Origin of the sequence: Desemzia sp. FAM 23989 (assembly GCF_045528345.1) — a bacterium.
In the GTDB taxonomy this organism is placed as follows: domain Bacteria; phylum Bacillota; class Bacilli; order Lactobacillales; family Carnobacteriaceae; genus Desemzia.
In genome coordinates this window covers 65,206-80,951 of the sequence record NZ_JBGQQT010000004.1, presented here as the reverse complement: position 1 = coordinate 80,951, position 15,746 = coordinate 65,206, and the positions used below count along the sequence as shown (strand labels likewise).

Annotated in this window: 12 protein-coding genes; 11 read left to right on the top strand and 1 reads right to left on the bottom strand. The window is 39.7% G+C overall.

Annotated features, from left to right (window positions below; translation table 11 throughout):
- Window positions 1–2: 2 nt before the first annotated feature.
- The 9 genes from ylqF to ACEN36_RS03895 all read left to right on the top strand — a co-directional run bounded on the left by ylqF (window position 3) and on the right by ACEN36_RS03895 (window position 9,996).
- Complete coding sequence (gene ylqF, locus ACEN36_RS03935) at window positions 3–875, top strand: ribosome biogenesis GTPase YlqF (RefSeq protein WP_407102836.1); 873 nt, start codon at window positions 3–5, stop codon at window positions 873–875.
- Window positions 868–1,668 (top strand): ribonuclease HII, encoded by an 801-nt coding sequence (locus tag ACEN36_RS03930; RefSeq protein ID WP_407125994.1) that lies wholly within the window; start codon window positions 868–870, stop codon window positions 1,666–1,668. Before ylqF ends, ACEN36_RS03930 begins: the two co-directional genes overlap by 8 nt.
- A 120-nt stretch (window positions 1,669–1,788) precedes the next feature.
- Window positions 1,789–2,661, top strand: coding sequence for a DNA-processing protein DprA (gene dprA / locus ACEN36_RS03925; protein WP_407102838.1), 873 nt, complete (start codon window positions 1,789–1,791; stop codon window positions 2,659–2,661).
- A gap of 252 nt (window positions 2,662–2,913) precedes the next feature.
- Complete coding sequence (topA, locus tag ACEN36_RS03920; RefSeq protein ID WP_407125993.1) at window positions 2,914–4,992, top strand: type I DNA topoisomerase; 2,079 nt, start codon at window positions 2,914–2,916, stop codon at window positions 4,990–4,992.
- Between the two features lie 228 nt (window positions 4,993–5,220).
- A complete protein-coding gene (gene xerC / locus ACEN36_RS03915; RefSeq protein WP_407097309.1) occupies window positions 5,221–6,120 on the top strand; it encodes a tyrosine recombinase XerC in 900 nt (299 codons plus the stop codon).
- A gap of 34 nt (window positions 6,121–6,154) precedes the next feature.
- Window positions 6,155–6,697 carry an ATP-dependent protease subunit HslV gene (gene hslV, locus ACEN36_RS03910; protein WP_407102839.1) on the top strand — a complete coding sequence of 181 codons (543 nt, stop codon included), beginning with the start codon at window positions 6,155–6,157 and terminating at the stop codon, window positions 6,695–6,697.
- 53 nt (window positions 6,698–6,750) lie between these two features.
- Window positions 6,751–8,175 (top strand): ATP-dependent protease ATPase subunit HslU, encoded by a 1,425-nt coding sequence (gene hslU / locus ACEN36_RS03905; protein ID WP_407097307.1) that lies wholly within the window; start codon window positions 6,751–6,753, stop codon window positions 8,173–8,175.
- Between the two features lie 18 nt (window positions 8,176–8,193).
- On the top strand, window positions 8,194–8,991 hold the full coding sequence (gene codY / locus ACEN36_RS03900; protein WP_407125992.1) for a GTP-sensing pleiotropic transcriptional regulator CodY: 798 nt from the start codon (window positions 8,194–8,196) through the stop codon (window positions 8,989–8,991).
- 126 nt (window positions 8,992–9,117) lie between these two features.
- Window positions 9,118–9,996, top strand: coding sequence for an aldose 1-epimerase family protein (locus ACEN36_RS03895; protein WP_407097305.1), 879 nt, complete (start codon window positions 9,118–9,120; stop codon window positions 9,994–9,996).
- A 251-nt stretch (window positions 9,997–10,247) separates the two neighbouring features.
- On the opposite strand, the gene plsY is transcribed toward ACEN36_RS03895, so the two are convergent.
- A complete protein-coding gene (gene plsY, locus ACEN36_RS03890; protein WP_407102840.1) occupies window positions 10,248–10,850 on the bottom strand; it encodes a glycerol-3-phosphate 1-O-acyltransferase PlsY in 603 nt (200 codons plus the stop codon).
- A 412-nt stretch (window positions 10,851–11,262) separates the two neighbouring features.
- Between plsY and parE the strand changes: the two genes are divergently transcribed.
- Together parE and parC are read left to right on the top strand one after the other, a co-directional pair.
- Window positions 11,263–13,257 (top strand): DNA topoisomerase IV subunit B, encoded by a 1,995-nt coding sequence (parE, locus tag ACEN36_RS03885; protein ID WP_407097303.1) that lies wholly within the window; start codon window positions 11,263–11,265, stop codon window positions 13,255–13,257.
- Entirely contained in the window at window positions 13,247–15,721 is a 2,475-nt protein-coding gene (gene parC, locus ACEN36_RS03880; RefSeq protein WP_407125991.1) for a DNA topoisomerase IV subunit A, read from the top strand. The genes parE and parC overlap by 11 nt, the downstream gene beginning before the upstream one ends.
- The last annotated feature ends 25 nt before the right edge of the window (window positions 15,722–15,746 follow it).

Here is a 15,746-nt window from a genome sequence, read left to right as displayed (position 1 = left end):
GTATGAAAGTAATACAATGGTATCCAGGTCATATGGCCAAAGCCAAAAGAGAAGTATCTGAAAAAATAAAATTAGTGGATGTCGTTTTTGAGCTGGTGGATGCAAGACTGCCGATTTCCAGTCGAAATCCGGTGTTGGATGAAATCATTCAACACAAACCACGCATCATGATCTTAAACAAAAGTGATTTGGCCGATAAAAAAGCTACGCAGCAATGGGTCAACTACTTCGAAAACCAAGGCATTCCTGCTATTCCGATCGTAGCTCAAGAAGGCAAAGGGGTTAAAGAGATTACTGCCAGAGCTAAACAATTGATGCAGCCTAAATTTGATCGTATGGCTGAAAAAGGCATGAAGCCCCGTCCGATTCGAGCCATGAGTATCGGAATCCCCAATGTTGGGAAATCGACCCTGATCAATCGTTTAGTGAAAAAAAATGTTGCAAAAACTGGAAACAGACCAGGGATCACAAAAGCCCAACAATGGCTTAAATTGGGAAAAGAAATCGAATTATTGGATACTCCCGGAATTTTATGGCCGAAGTTTGAAGATCCCGAAATAGGGAAAAAACTGGCATTGACAGGAGCTATCAAAGATACGCTGTTGAATATAGATGACATTGTATTATATGGATTAGGGTTTTTGAAAGAAAATCATCCTGCCGCTTTAGCCAAACGCTACAATTTGACAACAGAAGAATTAACTCTTGATAATCCAGAGTTATTGATGTTGATCAGTGAAAAACGTGGCTTTAGAGATGATTACAATCGAGCTGCAGAAATGGTCTTATACGAGATTCGTGATGGAAAAATAAGTCCATTTACTTTAGATGTTGTACCTGTACAAGAATCTGAAGGAGAAGAAACGAATGATTGATGCCAATAAACCACTTAGTATCGCAGAAATAAAAAAGGTTTTACAGACGATCACGGATCCGTCAGATGAGCGTTTAGATGCTTTTCGATTAGATTCTCGCAAAGGTGCCCTGACCGCCTTAAACAGTTGGGAACGAAAAATAGAAAAACAACAGTTGAAAGAAATGAAGCTTCAGGAAATGCTGGTTTACGAAAAACGAGCGTGGTCTCATGGAAAAAAACTAGTTGCCGGGATCGATGAAGTGGGCCGCGGGCCTTTGGCAGGGCCTGTTGTATCTGCTGCTGTCATTTTACCAAAGGATTTTAATGTCATCGGTATAAATGATTCTAAGCAATTGTCTTTAGCTAAAAGAGAAGAACTCTTTGAGGTGATTCAATCTGAAGCATTAGCCATCGGTATTGGCATCAAAGACACAACGGTCATTGATCAAGTGAATATTTATGAAGCATCAAAACTGGCCATGATCGAAGCTGTGGAACAATTAGAGGTTCAACCAGATCATTTATTGATAGATGCTATGAAATTGCCTCTTTCATTTCCTCAAGAAAGCATTATTAAAGGGGATGCCAAGAGCGTTTCAATCGCAGCGGCTAGTATTATTGCCAAAGTAACCAGAGACCGTATGATGGAAGAGTATGATTCCATTTATCCAGGTTATGGATTTTCAAAAAATGCTGGGTATGGGACTAAGGAACATTTGAATGGTTTAGATCAATTAGGTGTTACTCCTATTCATCGCCACAGTTTTGCGCCTGTACGAGAAGCTTATCGGCAACAACACTCTTCATTATAATAAGTAGAAACAGAAACTAGGACCAGTGTCCTAGTTTTCTTTGCGTGGTCAAAAACATTTCAAGGATTAAAAAAATTTCTCTATTTCTACGTATGTTTAATTAAAGGGAGGGACAGAGAGATGTTGAATATTGAACAGTTAAATTTAATTATGCTCCATTTATCCTTATGCAGAGGTGTGGATTCCAGCCAACGTATCATGATGATCGTGGCCGTTATGGAAAATCCGGATTGTACATTAGCAGAATTGGCCGACAGTGCAGGACTCGTAGAACAGAAAAGAACTCTTTTTTACGAGAGTTACCAGTCTATTCCGTTAGCAGAAGTAGTCCAAGAACACCAAAAAAAGAACATTCATTGGGTATCCATTTTCGATCCTCGTTTTCCAGAATACCTTAGACACATTTATGATCCGCCTGCCTTATTATTTTATAAAGGCGATATCAGCCTGGTAAAAGAAAATTTGCTGTCTGTGGTCGGTTCAAGAAACCATAGTCCATACACTACAGAGGTGCTGAAGCAATTTGTACCAACTTTGATCGAGAAAAAGTTGGTACTTGTCAGCGGGTTAGCTAAAGGGGTAGACACCCAAACACATCAATTAGCTCTTCATCATTCAGGTAAAACGATCGCTGTTATTGGTTGCGGTTTGGATTGTTACTACCCTAAAGAAAACCAAGAACTGCAAGATGAGATAGCTGATAATCATCTGCTGTTGTCTGAATACCCTATAGGAACCAAGCCATTGAAACATCATTTTCCTATGCGGAATCGAATCATTGCTGGTCTCAGTTCAGGAACGTTAGTCATTGAAGCCAAATACCGCAGCGGCAGCTTAATAACGGCTAATTTAGCCTTGCGTGAAGGGCGGGAAGTATTTGCTGTGCCGGGAGCTATTACAAATCCTTTTTGTGCGGGGACCAATGACTTGATTGTACAAGGTGCTACTTGTGTATTGAATGGAGAAATGCTGACACAAAACTATCGTTTATAAAAAAAACTTTTCTTTTTTTATTTTTCTCGAAAGATAAATCTAAAAAAACAAAACAAAAGACTGCTGCTTCAGCTTTTAGCTGTCTTTTTTGAGCCCCTCTTTTTTAGACGTCATTTCTAGAAAAATTAAAAAGCTTTCATTTGAATAGTTGACAAATACCACTTGAATAGCATAAGATGATTTACGATTTCAGTTAGTTATTCAAACCAGTGATAAATACAACGAATACGTTCAATTGAAAGGAGTATTTTATTGGCCTATAAATATTTGGTGATCGTGGAATCACCTGCTAAAGCAAAAACAATTGAAAAATATTTAGGAAGAAATTATAAAGTAGTGGCCAGTTTAGGTCACATACGTGATTTACCTAAGAGCCGCATGGCGATCGATACGGAAAATCATTACCAACCAGAATACATTTCCATTCGAGGCAAAGGACCTTTGATCAAAGAATTGAAAAAATACGCAAAAAAAGCTGAAAAAGTTTTTCTCGCAGCTGACCCGGATAGAGAAGGGGAAGCTATCGCTTGGCACTTGTGTTATCTGTTGGGCTTAGATATAGAAGATAAAAATCGTGTAGTCTTTAATGAGATTACGAAAGACGCTGTAAAAGGGGCTTTTAAAGAACCTCGTTCCATTAATTTAGACCTCGTCGATTCTCAACAAGCCAGACGTGTATTAGACCGTTTAGTAGGGTATACGATTAGTCCTATCCTATGGAAAAAAGTCAAAAAAGGGTTGAGTGCAGGTCGTGTCCAATCGGTCGCATTAAAATTGATCTGTGATCGTGAAGAAGAAATTGCCGCCTTCGAACCTGAAGAATACTGGTCAATTGATGGAAATTTCAAAAAAGGAACTAAAAAATTCAAAGCAGCTTTTTATGGAGTAAACGGTAAAAAGACAAAGTTGACGAATGCGGAAGAAACCCAAAAAGTGATTCAGCTAATTGATGGCGATGAATTTGAAATAACAAAAGTGGTTAAAAAAGAACGTAAACGGAATCCATCGCTGCCATTTACCACCAGCAGTATGCAACAAGACGCGGCCCGTAAAATCAATTTTAAAACCCGTAAAACCATGATGACCGCGCAACAGTTGTATGAAGGAATCGCTCTTGGACGTGGTGGAACAGTAGGCTTGATCACTTATATGCGTACCGACTCTACACGGATCTCGGATACTGCTAAAGGCGAAGTTCATGACTTTATTAATGAAAATTATGGTCCGGAATATGCCAATGCGAAACCTCGTGTGGGAAAAAAATCAGAAGGCTCCCAAGACGCCCATGAAGCAATCCGTCCTTCCAGTGTGAAACGGACGCCGGAAGAAATCCAAAAATATTTGTCCAAAGACCAGTATAAATTGTATAACTTGATTTGGTCTCGTTTTGTAGCCAGCCAAATGAAACCAGCTGTTTTCGATACGATGACAGTAGATTTGGAGCGAAATGATGTATTATTCAGAGCAAATGGACAAAAAATGAAGTTTCCGGGGTACCAAAAAGTGTACATTGAGTCCAGTGAAAGCGGCAAAACAGAAAAAGACAACATTTTACCACCTATGGAAGAAGGCGAGACGGCTAAGACAGTTGATATTGAACCTAAGCAACATTTCACTCAACCGCCAGCTCGTTTCTCTGAAGCAACGTTGATCAAAACGTTGGAAGAAAATGGTGTTGGACGTCCGTCTACCTATGCCCCTACATTGGAAACGATCCAACGAAGATATTATGTTAAATTAGCTGCCAAACGATTTGAACCTACAGAATTGGGAACAATCGTCAACGGACTGATTGCAGAGTACTTCCCTCAAATCGTAGATGTTCACTTTACCGCTCAAATGGAAAAAGATTTAGACCAAGTTGAAGACGGAAAAGAAGAATGGGTCAATGTCATCGATCGCTTCTATCAACCATTTGAAAAAACGGTTGAGATTGCTGAAGAGCAAATGGAAAAGGTCCAAATCAAAGATGAACCAGCCGGATTTGATTGTGAGGTTTGTGGTCATCCGATGGTCATTAAAATGGGAAGATATGGAAAATTCTATGCTTGCAGCAATTTTCCGGAATGTCGTAACACGAAAGCCATTGTTAAAGACATCGGCGTTACTTGTCCAACTTGTGGAGAAGGCCATGTTATTGAACGCAAATCGAAAAAGAACCGTATTTTTTACGGATGTGATCGTTATCCTGAGTGTGAGTTTGTTTCTTGGAACAAGCCGATCGGTCGAAATTGTCCTAAGTGCGAGCATTATCTAGTAGAGAAAAAAGTTGCTAAAGGCAAACAAGTTATCTGCAGCCACTGTGACTACGAAGAAGAATTGCAAAAATAATCTATTGATAAAACAAGGATCAAGCAGGACCTTTTCAATTTTATGGAATGAAAAAATTGCTTCACGAGTTTTATCAAACGCCACAGCTTGAAGTGGTTTAGATTCATTTAATCGGTCAAAGAACTATGATTTTTATCGGATTAAGTTTCGTTTAAAGAGTTCCCAATCGATTGTAATCCCTTTGCTGGTATGATAAAGTTACTTTGTCGTACGAGTGGAGGGATTTTTGTGAACAATCAAAAATTGATCGAGCTTTTTTTAAATTATTTGATTTCAGAGCGGGATTATTCCGTTCTCACAAAAAAAGCTTATCAAGAAGACATTGAACAATTTAATGCATTTTTAAATCAAACGGGAGAATCGGCGTTTAATACAGTCTCCATCCAAGATGTCAGGATTTTCTTGGGAGAATTAAATGAAAAAAAATTAAGTCGAAATAGTGTTTCTCGAAAAATATCGAGTCTGCGAGCATTTTATCAATTTTTATTGCGCAATGAACTCGTGACAGACAATCCTTTCTCTTATGTTCACTTAAAAAAGAAAAATTTGAGATTGCCAAGATTTTTTTATGAGAAAGAAATGGATGTCCTTTTTCAAACCGTTCAAGGAGATGGGCCATTAGACATGCGCAATGAAGCTATCTTGGAAGTTCTCTACGGTACAGGTATTCGTGTCAGCGAGTGTGCCGGTATTCAGTTACAAGATATTGATTTCGAGTTAAATGTATTATTGGTCCATGGAAAAGGCAATAAAGAACGCTATGTTCCATTTGGACATTATGCGGCAGTTGCGATGCAGCATTACTTGGAAAAAGGACGTAAACCGTTGATGCAGAAGCACCATAAAGAACACAAGACCTTATTTGTGAATCACCATGGAGATGGGATCACACCTACAGGAATTGAATACGTGTTGAATCAAGTCATCAAAAAAAGCAGTCTTACATCAGACATTCATCCGCATATGCTCCGACATACCTTTGCGACACATTTGTTGAACAACGGTGCAGACATGCGTACTGTTCAAGAACTCCTTGGACATTCAAGCTTATCATCGACCCAAATTTATGCTCATGTAACAAAAGAAAGCTTACAAAAAAATTATCGTCAATTTCATCCTAGAGCTTAAGAGAGCCTGGGTGTAGTTAAATGGAGGAATTAATATGACAGAGTTTCATTCTACAACTATTTTTGCTGTTCAACATAATGGTAAAAGCGCGATGGCTGGTGACGGTCAAGTAACAATGGGCGAACAAGTCATCATGAAAGGCACTGCCCGTAAAGTAAGACGCTTATACAACGATGAGGTAATTACAGGATTTGCCGGCAGTGTGGCAGACGCTTTTACACTGGAAGAAAAGTTTGAAAACAAACTAAATGAATATAAAGGCAATCTGACCCGTGCAGCTGTTGAATTGGCTCAAGAGTGGCGTACAGATCGCGCGTTGCAAAAATTAGAAGCTTTATTGATCGTCATGAATAAAGATGAAATGCTATTAGTTTCAGGTAACGGTGAAGTGATTCAACCCGATGACGGTATTTTAGCGATCGGGTCCGGCGGGAATTTTGCATTAGCTGCAGGAAGAGCGCTAAAAAAACATGGATCAGACCTTTCTGCTGCTGAAATCGCACGTGAAGCACTGGAAACAGCTGCAGATATTTGTGTCTTTACCAATCACAATATCATCGTGGAAGAATTCAACTAAACCTTAAAACTTTCAAATAAGATAGAAAAAAAGATACAAGGACGTGAAGGATAATGAACGAACTAGATAATATTACTCCAAGACAAGTAGTCACAGAATTAGATAAATATATCATCGGACAAGACAAAGCAAAAAAATCAGTGGCTGTTGCCTTGCGCAATCGCTACCGTCGTTTACACTTAAGCGAAGAAATGCAACAAGAGATCACTCCTAAAAATATCTTGATGATCGGAGCAACGGGTGTAGGTAAAACAGAAATTGCCAGACGATTAGCTTATATTGTCAAAGCGCCATTTGTCAAAGTTGAAGCTACTAAGTTTACTGAAGTGGGCTACATTGGACGCGACGTAGAATCAATGGTTCGGGATTTAGTGGAATCAGCGGTCCAAATCGTGAAGAAACAACAATATTCCAGAGTATACGTTCAAGCTGAAAAAAGAGCGATTGAACGTGTGGCTAAAATTTTAGTGCCCGGCATCAAAAAAGAACAGCGACAAGCAAATAATGCGAACAATCCTTTCGGAGCAATGTTTCAAAATATGGGCATCAATCCAAATCAGTTTGATCCGATGGAAGAAGAATCAGAAGAAGTCACTCCTGAGATTTCTACCAATCGCGCGAATATCCAACAACAAATTCGTGATGGGATTTTAGACAACCGCGAGATCACAATTAAAGTAGACGAACAAAAGAAAACGATGAATTCGCCAATGAATGCCGGTTTGGAGCAAATGGGTATCGATCTTTCTGATACATTAGGCGCATTGTCTCCTAAGAAAAAAGTGGAACGAAAAGTAACGGTTAAAGAAGCGCTAGAAATCTTTGTTCAAGAAGAATCTGAAAAACTGGTTAATGCGGAAGATATCCATGCGGAAGCCGTTAAATTGGCTGAAAATTCCGGTATCATTTTTATTGATGAAATCGATAAAATCACTTCTAAAGGAAAAAATGATGGCCAAGTTTCTCGTGAAGGAGTTCAAAGAGATATATTGCCTATCGTAGAAGGGTCTACCGTCAGCACAAAATATGGAACTGTCCAAACAGATCACGTACTGTTTATCGCTTCAGGTGCTTTCCACGTGTCTAAACCAAGTGACTTGATTCCCGAGTTGCAAGGACGTTTCCCGATTCGCGTAGAATTAGATGATTTGACGAAAGATGACTTTGTTAAGATTTTAACGGAGCCTAACAATGCCTTGGTCAAACAATACCGAGAATTGCTCAAAACAGAAAATATCACCGTCACCTTCACGTATGAATCCATTGAACGAATGGCGGATATTGCGTACCAAGTGAATACGGAAACGGATAACATTGGTGCCCGCAGATTGCATACCATTTTAGAAAAAGTATTGGAAGACTTATTGTTTGAAGCTCCTGATATGCAAATGGGTGAAATCACAATTACGGAAAATTACATTGATGATAAACTGCAACATATTGTTGCCGATAAAGATTTGAGTCGTTATATTCTGTAACTTGGTGGTGGATGAAAAATGGAAGAACTACTAGAAAAAATGCGCAACATGAATCGCCTCCTTCAAACAGTTGGAGGAATCGTTGATTCAGGAAATAAAGATACCGATCAACTGCCTTTTACGAATTTAACTAAAAATTTAGGCGATATTTTGAAAGTCAATACGTATTTGATTGATGAAAAAGGAAATTTGTTAGGATTCTTTGAAAAACACGCGATCAACAATGATCGCGTCAAACAAATGTTGATCGAAAAGAAATTTCCGAAAGAATATGCAGACAGCATGTTGGAAATAACTCTCACTACGGCAAACATCGGTATTGAGAGTGATTATACGGTTTTCCCTATAGAATCGCGGGAAAAAGTTACGTCAGGGCTGACCACGATCATTCCTATTTTTGCCAGCGGAGAACGCCTGGGAACGCTGATTTTAGCGCGTGAAACACCTGAGTTTGACAACAGCGACCTGATTCTTGGAGAACATGCCGCCATTATTGTAGGGATTGAAGTCTTGAACATCAAGAAACAAGAAGTGGAAAAAGATGCTCGAGACGATGCTACGGTTCAACTGGCTTTAAATACGTTGTCTTACAGCGAATCAAAAGCTGTAAAAGCTATTTTCAAACAATTAGATGGATTGGAAGGACGTTTAACGGCAGCCAATGTGGCTGATGAAGTGGGCGTTACCAGGTCTGTGATTGTCAATGCCTTAAGAAAATTAGAATCTGGCGGAATCATTGAGTCTAGATCGCTTGGTATGAAAGGGACTTACATTCGTATCAAGAACGAAAAGTTAGTGCACATGCTTGAAAAATGATGACCGGGCTGCAGTGAGCAGCTCGATCAACTAGAAAAAAGCCTCCATGTTCGGATGTGAGGTTATTTTTCTTATTCTAAAGCAAGCGCTTAGTCAACAATTAGAGAATTATAGGAGATGATGTAGATGACCGTCAGCATAAAAAACAACTACTTAACTGTAGAGATTGCTTCAAAAGGGGCAGAACTGCAAAGTATCCGGAGCAACGGAACGGAAATAGAGTACTTATGGCAAGGAGATAAAGAGTATTGGAATAGAAAGTCTCCGGTGTTGTTTCCGATAGTAGGCCGATTAAAAGAAGATTCCTACACCTATAGAGGCCAGACTTATTCTATGACACAACATGGATTTGCTCGAGACGAAGACTTTGAATTGGTGGAACAAGAAGAGCAAAAAGTCGTTTTCCAATTGACTTCCAGCGAAAAAAGCAAACAACTGTATCCGTTCGATTTTGCTCTCCTTATAGCTTATGAAGTTATCGAAAATACAGTACAAGTATCCTATTCAGTTAAAAATACAGCTGACAGTGAACAGATGTACTTCTCTATAGGCGGACATCCTGGATTTAATGTACCTTTGACTGAGTCTACTAAGTTCGAAGATTATTACTTGAGCTTTTTGCCAAGACGATCTCGAAAACAAATTCCGCTGCAGGGTCCTTATGCAGATACCGCTCATACAACTTTAGCTCAAACAAACACTACATTGCGTTTGGATAGAGAATTGTTTGATAACGATGCGTTAGTATTTGAAGTGAAAAACAGCAATACTTTTAGCATACAATCTGATAAAACGCCTCATTCTGTAGAGGTTACATTTGAAAATCACCCTTATGTTGGGGTATGGTCTGTTCCTGGGAAAAAAGCTCCTTTTGTATGTATTGAACCGTGGCATGGAATAGCCGATACCGTTGATGCTTCAGGTAAGCTGGAAGATAAACTAGGCATTCAAACGCTGCCCGCTCAAGAGACATTCCAAACGAAATATTCCATCCAAGTTAATTAACGACTGTTTTCCGGTCGTTTTAAAAAGCAGGAAAAGGGGCTCTTCATATGCTGGCGATGGCAAAGAAATTGTTGGGGATGAGTTTCTAAAAGGTTCAACTGAAAAGGAAACTATTTTTTATTTGCCAACGTCAAAGAGTATAGAACAAGAAAAAGGCTGTCTCAATTTTGAGACAGCCTTTTTTGCGTCTTTGACTTTGAAAACAAAAGAGAAGCTGCCTGCTTCGCTGGTTTTTATAAGAACAAGACAGATCAGTTTTCATTTTTATAACGAAACCCAAATGGAACTTTGCTTTCAGTCCCATTCTTGATACGGGTGATATTATCTCGGTGACGATACGTAATAAATATTGTCAGGATAAAGGCAATGATTGTTAACACCCAGTCGTGTATGAACAAAGTGGAAAAAGTAATGAGAACTAAGGCCGTCATACTGCTTAAGCTCACCATGCGTGTAAAGTACAATAATATACCAAACAATGCAATACAATAGATAAAGAATGGTGGATTATAGGCCAGCAATACCCCTGCACTGGTCGCAACTGCTTTACCGCCTTTAAACTGGGCAAATAAAGGATAAGTGTGTCCCAAAATAGCTGCAAGCCCCACTACCATAGGGTTTAAATCAGAATGAAAAAAATAAGGCAGACTAGCGCCTAATGTCCCTTTAAGAACATCTGCTGCTAAAACAGTTATTCCTGCCTTTACTCCAAGCACTCGAAAGGTATTGGTAGTCCCTGTGTTGCCGCTTCCATATTCACGGATATCTGTATTGTAAAACTTTTTCCCAATCCATACGCCTGAGGGAATCGATCCTAAAAGGTACGATAGAACAAACATGAGTATTGTTGTCATCGATCAATTTCTCTCCTTACCAACTTGATTTGCTGCGTACGACTCATTTTACCATTTATTCTTTTAAAATACTACACAGGATAAAAGAGAAAAAGGATTGTTTTCGGGAAAGAAAGTGGTTTCGAAAAAGCTGATTTGAAGGAAAACTGCCATTTTAGAGAAATTTTTGGTATAATAAACCGAACACCTATTCGGTTTAGTTTGGTTGACGGAAATAGAAAAGAGTCTGTTCCTCGACTAGTTGACTAAGATTCATAAAATAGGTATGATTTGAATGTTCTTTTTAAATGCTCTGTAAACGGTATAAGTATGTTAAAATGACTTGATACATGATGTAAAGTTCATTCAAAAAAATAATCAAAGCAATACATGTAAGAAAAGAATTTGTATGGTGTAGGGAGTTTTGAAAGATATGGCAAAAGACAAATATGAATATAATGACTCTTCCATCCAGGTATTAGAAGGATTGGAAGCCGTCCGCAAAAGACCAGGTATGTACATCGGGTCTACGGACACCAGAGGATTGCATCACTTAGTTTATGAGATCGTAGATAATTCAGTGGATGAGGTCCTTTCGGGTTTTGGGAATGAAATCAAAGTGACTTTGCACAAAGACGATAGTGTGACAGTAAGAGACAATGGTCGTGGGATGCCTATAGGAATGCACTCTTCGGGGATTCCAACGATCCAAGTTATTTTTACCGTTTTACATGCAGGTGGAAAATTTGGTCAAGGCGGCTATAAAACATCTGGTGGTTTACACGGTGTAGGGGCCAGTGTGGTCAATGCACTTTCAGAAAGACTTTCCGTAACGGTGTATCGTGATGGTTCACAATACACGCAAGAATTTATCAATGGCGGTAAAGCTAAAGGAAATATGATTAAAAAAGCTACTCGAGAGAAAAATGGGACGACTGTCCACTTCAAACCGGATCCGTCTATTTTTTCTACGACGACTTTTTCTTACGATGTTTTGTCTGAGCGCTTAAGAGAATCGGCCTTTCTACTGAAAAATGTCCGCATTGAATTGATCGACGAACGCAATGATCAATCAGATGTTTTCCATTATGAAGAAGGCATCAAAGAGTTTGTGGATTATTTAAATGAAGACAAAGATACATTAACACCTGTAGCGTATTTTGCTGGGGACAGCAATGGTATCGAAGTCGAGTTTTCTTTCCAGTACAACGATGGCTACTCAGAAAACATCTTATCATTCGTTAACAACGTACGGACAAAAGACGGCGGTACTCATGAAGCTGGAATGAAAACTTCTTTGACCAAAACCTTTAATGAATACGCCCGTAAAGTGAATCTGTTGAAAGAAAAAGACAAAAATCTTGAAGGCAGTGATGTTCGTGAAGGATTAGCTGCTGTTATCTCGGTTCGGATCCCTGAAGACCTGTTGCAGTTCGAAGGGCAGACTAAAAGCAAATTAGGAACCCCTCAAGCCCGTTCAGCAATCGATTCAGTCATCAGTGACCAAATGAACTATTACCTCACAGAGAACGGCGAATTAAGCCAACAGCTCGTTCGTAAAGCGATCAGAGCTAGAGAAGCGCGTGATGCTGCTCGTAAAGCGCGTGACGATTCCAGAACAGGGAAAAAACGCAAAAAGAATGACGGCTTGCTTTCTGGTAAATTGACACCGGCACAAGGTAAAAATGCGAAGAAAAACGAATTGTATTTGGTGGAGGGAGATTCGGCTGGCGGTTCAGCGAAACAAGGTCGAGATCGTAAATTCCAAGCTATTCTGCCCTTGCGCGGAAAAGTCGTCAACACTGAAAGAGCCAGCATTCAAGATATTCTGAAAAATGAAGAGATCAACACGATGATCTATACGATTGGTGCTGGAGTAGGTCCAGAATTTGATATTGAGGACTGCAATTACGATAAAGTCATTATCATGACCGATGCGGATACGGATGGAGCGCACATCCAAGTATTGCTGTTGACGTTCTTCTACCGTTACATGAAACCATTAATCGAAGCTGGAAAAGTTTACTTGGCATTGCCTCCATTGTATAAGTTATCCAAAGGGTTCGGCAAAAAAGAAAAAGTCGCTTATGCTTGGACAGATGATGAATTGGTCGACGTAACGAAAGACTTTGGGAAAAATTATGTCTTGCAACGGTACAAAGGGTTAGGGGAAATGAATGCGGACCAACTATGGGACACCACAATGAACCCAGAAACCAGAACCTTGATTCGGGTGCGCATTGATGACGTGGCTCAAGCTGAAAAACGGGTTTCCGTATTAATGGGCAATAAAGTGGAACCAAGAAGAAAATGGATCGAATCCCATGTAGAATTTTCTCTTGAAGAAGGCGGAAGTATTTTGGAAAATTCACAAATCATGAACGACAATGAATCAGAGAACGAAGGAAGTGCGCTAGATGGAGAATAAAAATGAGGTTCAAGAGCTTACATTAGAAGAAGTCATGGGAGATCGCTTTGGACGGTATTCCAAATACATTATTCAAGAACGTGCCTTGCCGGATATCCGTGACGGCTTAAAACCCGTCCAAAGACGGATTCTTTTTTCCATGAATGTGGAAGGAAATACTTCTGAAAAAGGTTTTCGGAAATCTGCTAAAACAGTGGGTAACGTTATCGGGAATTACCACCCTCATGGGGACTCCAGTGTATACGAAGCGATGGTACGTTTGAGTCAAGATTGGAAGCAACGTCAAGTGCTGATCGAGATGCACGGGAATAACGGTAGTATGGACGGAGACCCTCCAGCGGCTATGCGGTATACGGAAGCACGCTTGTCTTCTATTTCGGATGAATTATTACGGGACATTGATAAAGACACCGTAGAGTTTATGCTGAACTTTGACGATACTACAGAGGAACCGACGGTACTGCCTGCTCGTTACCCTAATTTATTGGTCAATGGGGCGACAGGTATTTCTGCAGGTTATGCAACGGATATCCCGCCGCATAACCTTAGCGAAGTCATTGATGCCACTATCTATTATGTGGATCATCCAAATGCCACCACCGAAAAATTGATGGATTACATCAAAGCTCCAGATTTTCCAACAGGAGGCATTATCCAAGGAATCGACGGCATTCGTAAAGCCTATGAAACCGGTAAAGGTAAAATAATCGTCCGTTCAAAAACGGAGATTGAGGAACTGCGCGGTGGTAAACAGCAAATTACCATTTCGGAAATCCCTTATGAAGTGAACAAGGCTAACTTGGTCCGTAAAATGGACGAGATTCGTCTGAACAAACGGATTGAAGGCATAGCCGAAGTACGGGATGAAACAGATAGAGAAGGACTTCGTATCGTTGTTGAGTTGAGAAAAGAAGCCAATGCGGAAGGTATTTTAACGTATTTATTGAAAAATACCGACTTGCAAGTCAATTACAACTTCAATATGGTGGCTATCGACAATAAACGTCCTATGCAGGTGGGCATTGCTCGCATGTTGGGAGCTTATTTGGAACATAAAGAAGAAGTCATCACTAAACGGACGCATTACACATTGCGTAAAGCAGAACATCGACAACACATTGTGACTGGATTGATCAAAGCTGTTTCTATCATGGATCAATTGATCGCGACGATTCGTAAGAGTACCGATAAAAAGAATGCTAAAGAAAACATCATGGCTCAATTCGGGTTTACGGAGATCCAAGCGGAAGCTATTGTCTCCTTACAGTTGTACCGCTTGTCCAATACAGACGTTACGGCGCTAGAAAAAGAAGCCAAAGAACTGCATCAAGCTATTGAAAGCTACCAAAAAATCTTAAACAGCCCTGCCGAAATGAAACGTGTGATCAAGGCAGAATTGAGAGAGATCAAAAAGAAATATGCTACACCGCGCTTGACTCAACTGGAAGATAAAATTGAAGAATTGAAAATCAATAAAGAAGTGTTGATTCCAGAAGAAGACGTTGTAGTGGTCGTCACTAATGAAGGATATATCAAACGAACCAGCCTGCGTTCTTATACAGCTTCACCTGCGGAAGATGTGGGAATGAAAGAAGGAGACTACCCGATCTTTGTAGACAAATTGACTACATTGGAACACCTCTTGATTTTCACGACCAAAGGTAATGTCATTTACCGATCCGTACATGAACTAAGCGATTTAAAATGGAAAGAAATGGGAGACCATCTATCTCAATACATTAGTTTAGAGCCGGATGAAAAGGTCTTGAAAGTTTTTGGCTTCAATGATTTTGTTGCTGGACCAACTTTTACGTTGATGTCAAAAGAAGGGTATATCAAACAAGTAGAAGCGAATGTGTTTAAACCATGGAGAAGTTATAAGACGAAATCGACTAAAGCAATGAAGTTGAAAACAGAGACCGATCGTGTGGTCAATGTTGAAATAACCGAAAATGCATTGATGCAGGACGTCTTTTTGGTAACCCATCTTGGTTTTGGATTGCGTTATTCACTGAGTGAAGTTCCTGTCATAGGAGCAAAAGCTACTGGTGTACGTTCAATCAATTTGAAAGAGACAGATTATGTTGTTAACGGCGTATTGATGAACGTAGAGGCGCCGAAGACGGACGTTATGGTCATTTCTCAAAGAGGAGCCGTTAAGAAAATGGATCTGGCAGACTTTTCTGTTCTAGGAAGAGCGAAACGTGGATTAATGGTCTTTAGAGAACTGAAAAAAAAACCACATCGGATTGCGTTGTTGACAAAAGTAACAGGAGAAGACAATGAACTGTATTCGATTGTCACGACGAAAGACAAATTGATCGAGATGAAACCTGAAAATTATGTAGTCAGTGATCGATACAGCAATGGTTCCTTTATCTTGGATCAAGTTGCTGATGGCGAGCCAAAAGCGATTAAAGAAAATAATATTGTGTACCTTAAAGAAGACGAACCAACAAACTAGAGAGTCATTTAAACCAAGCTGTATT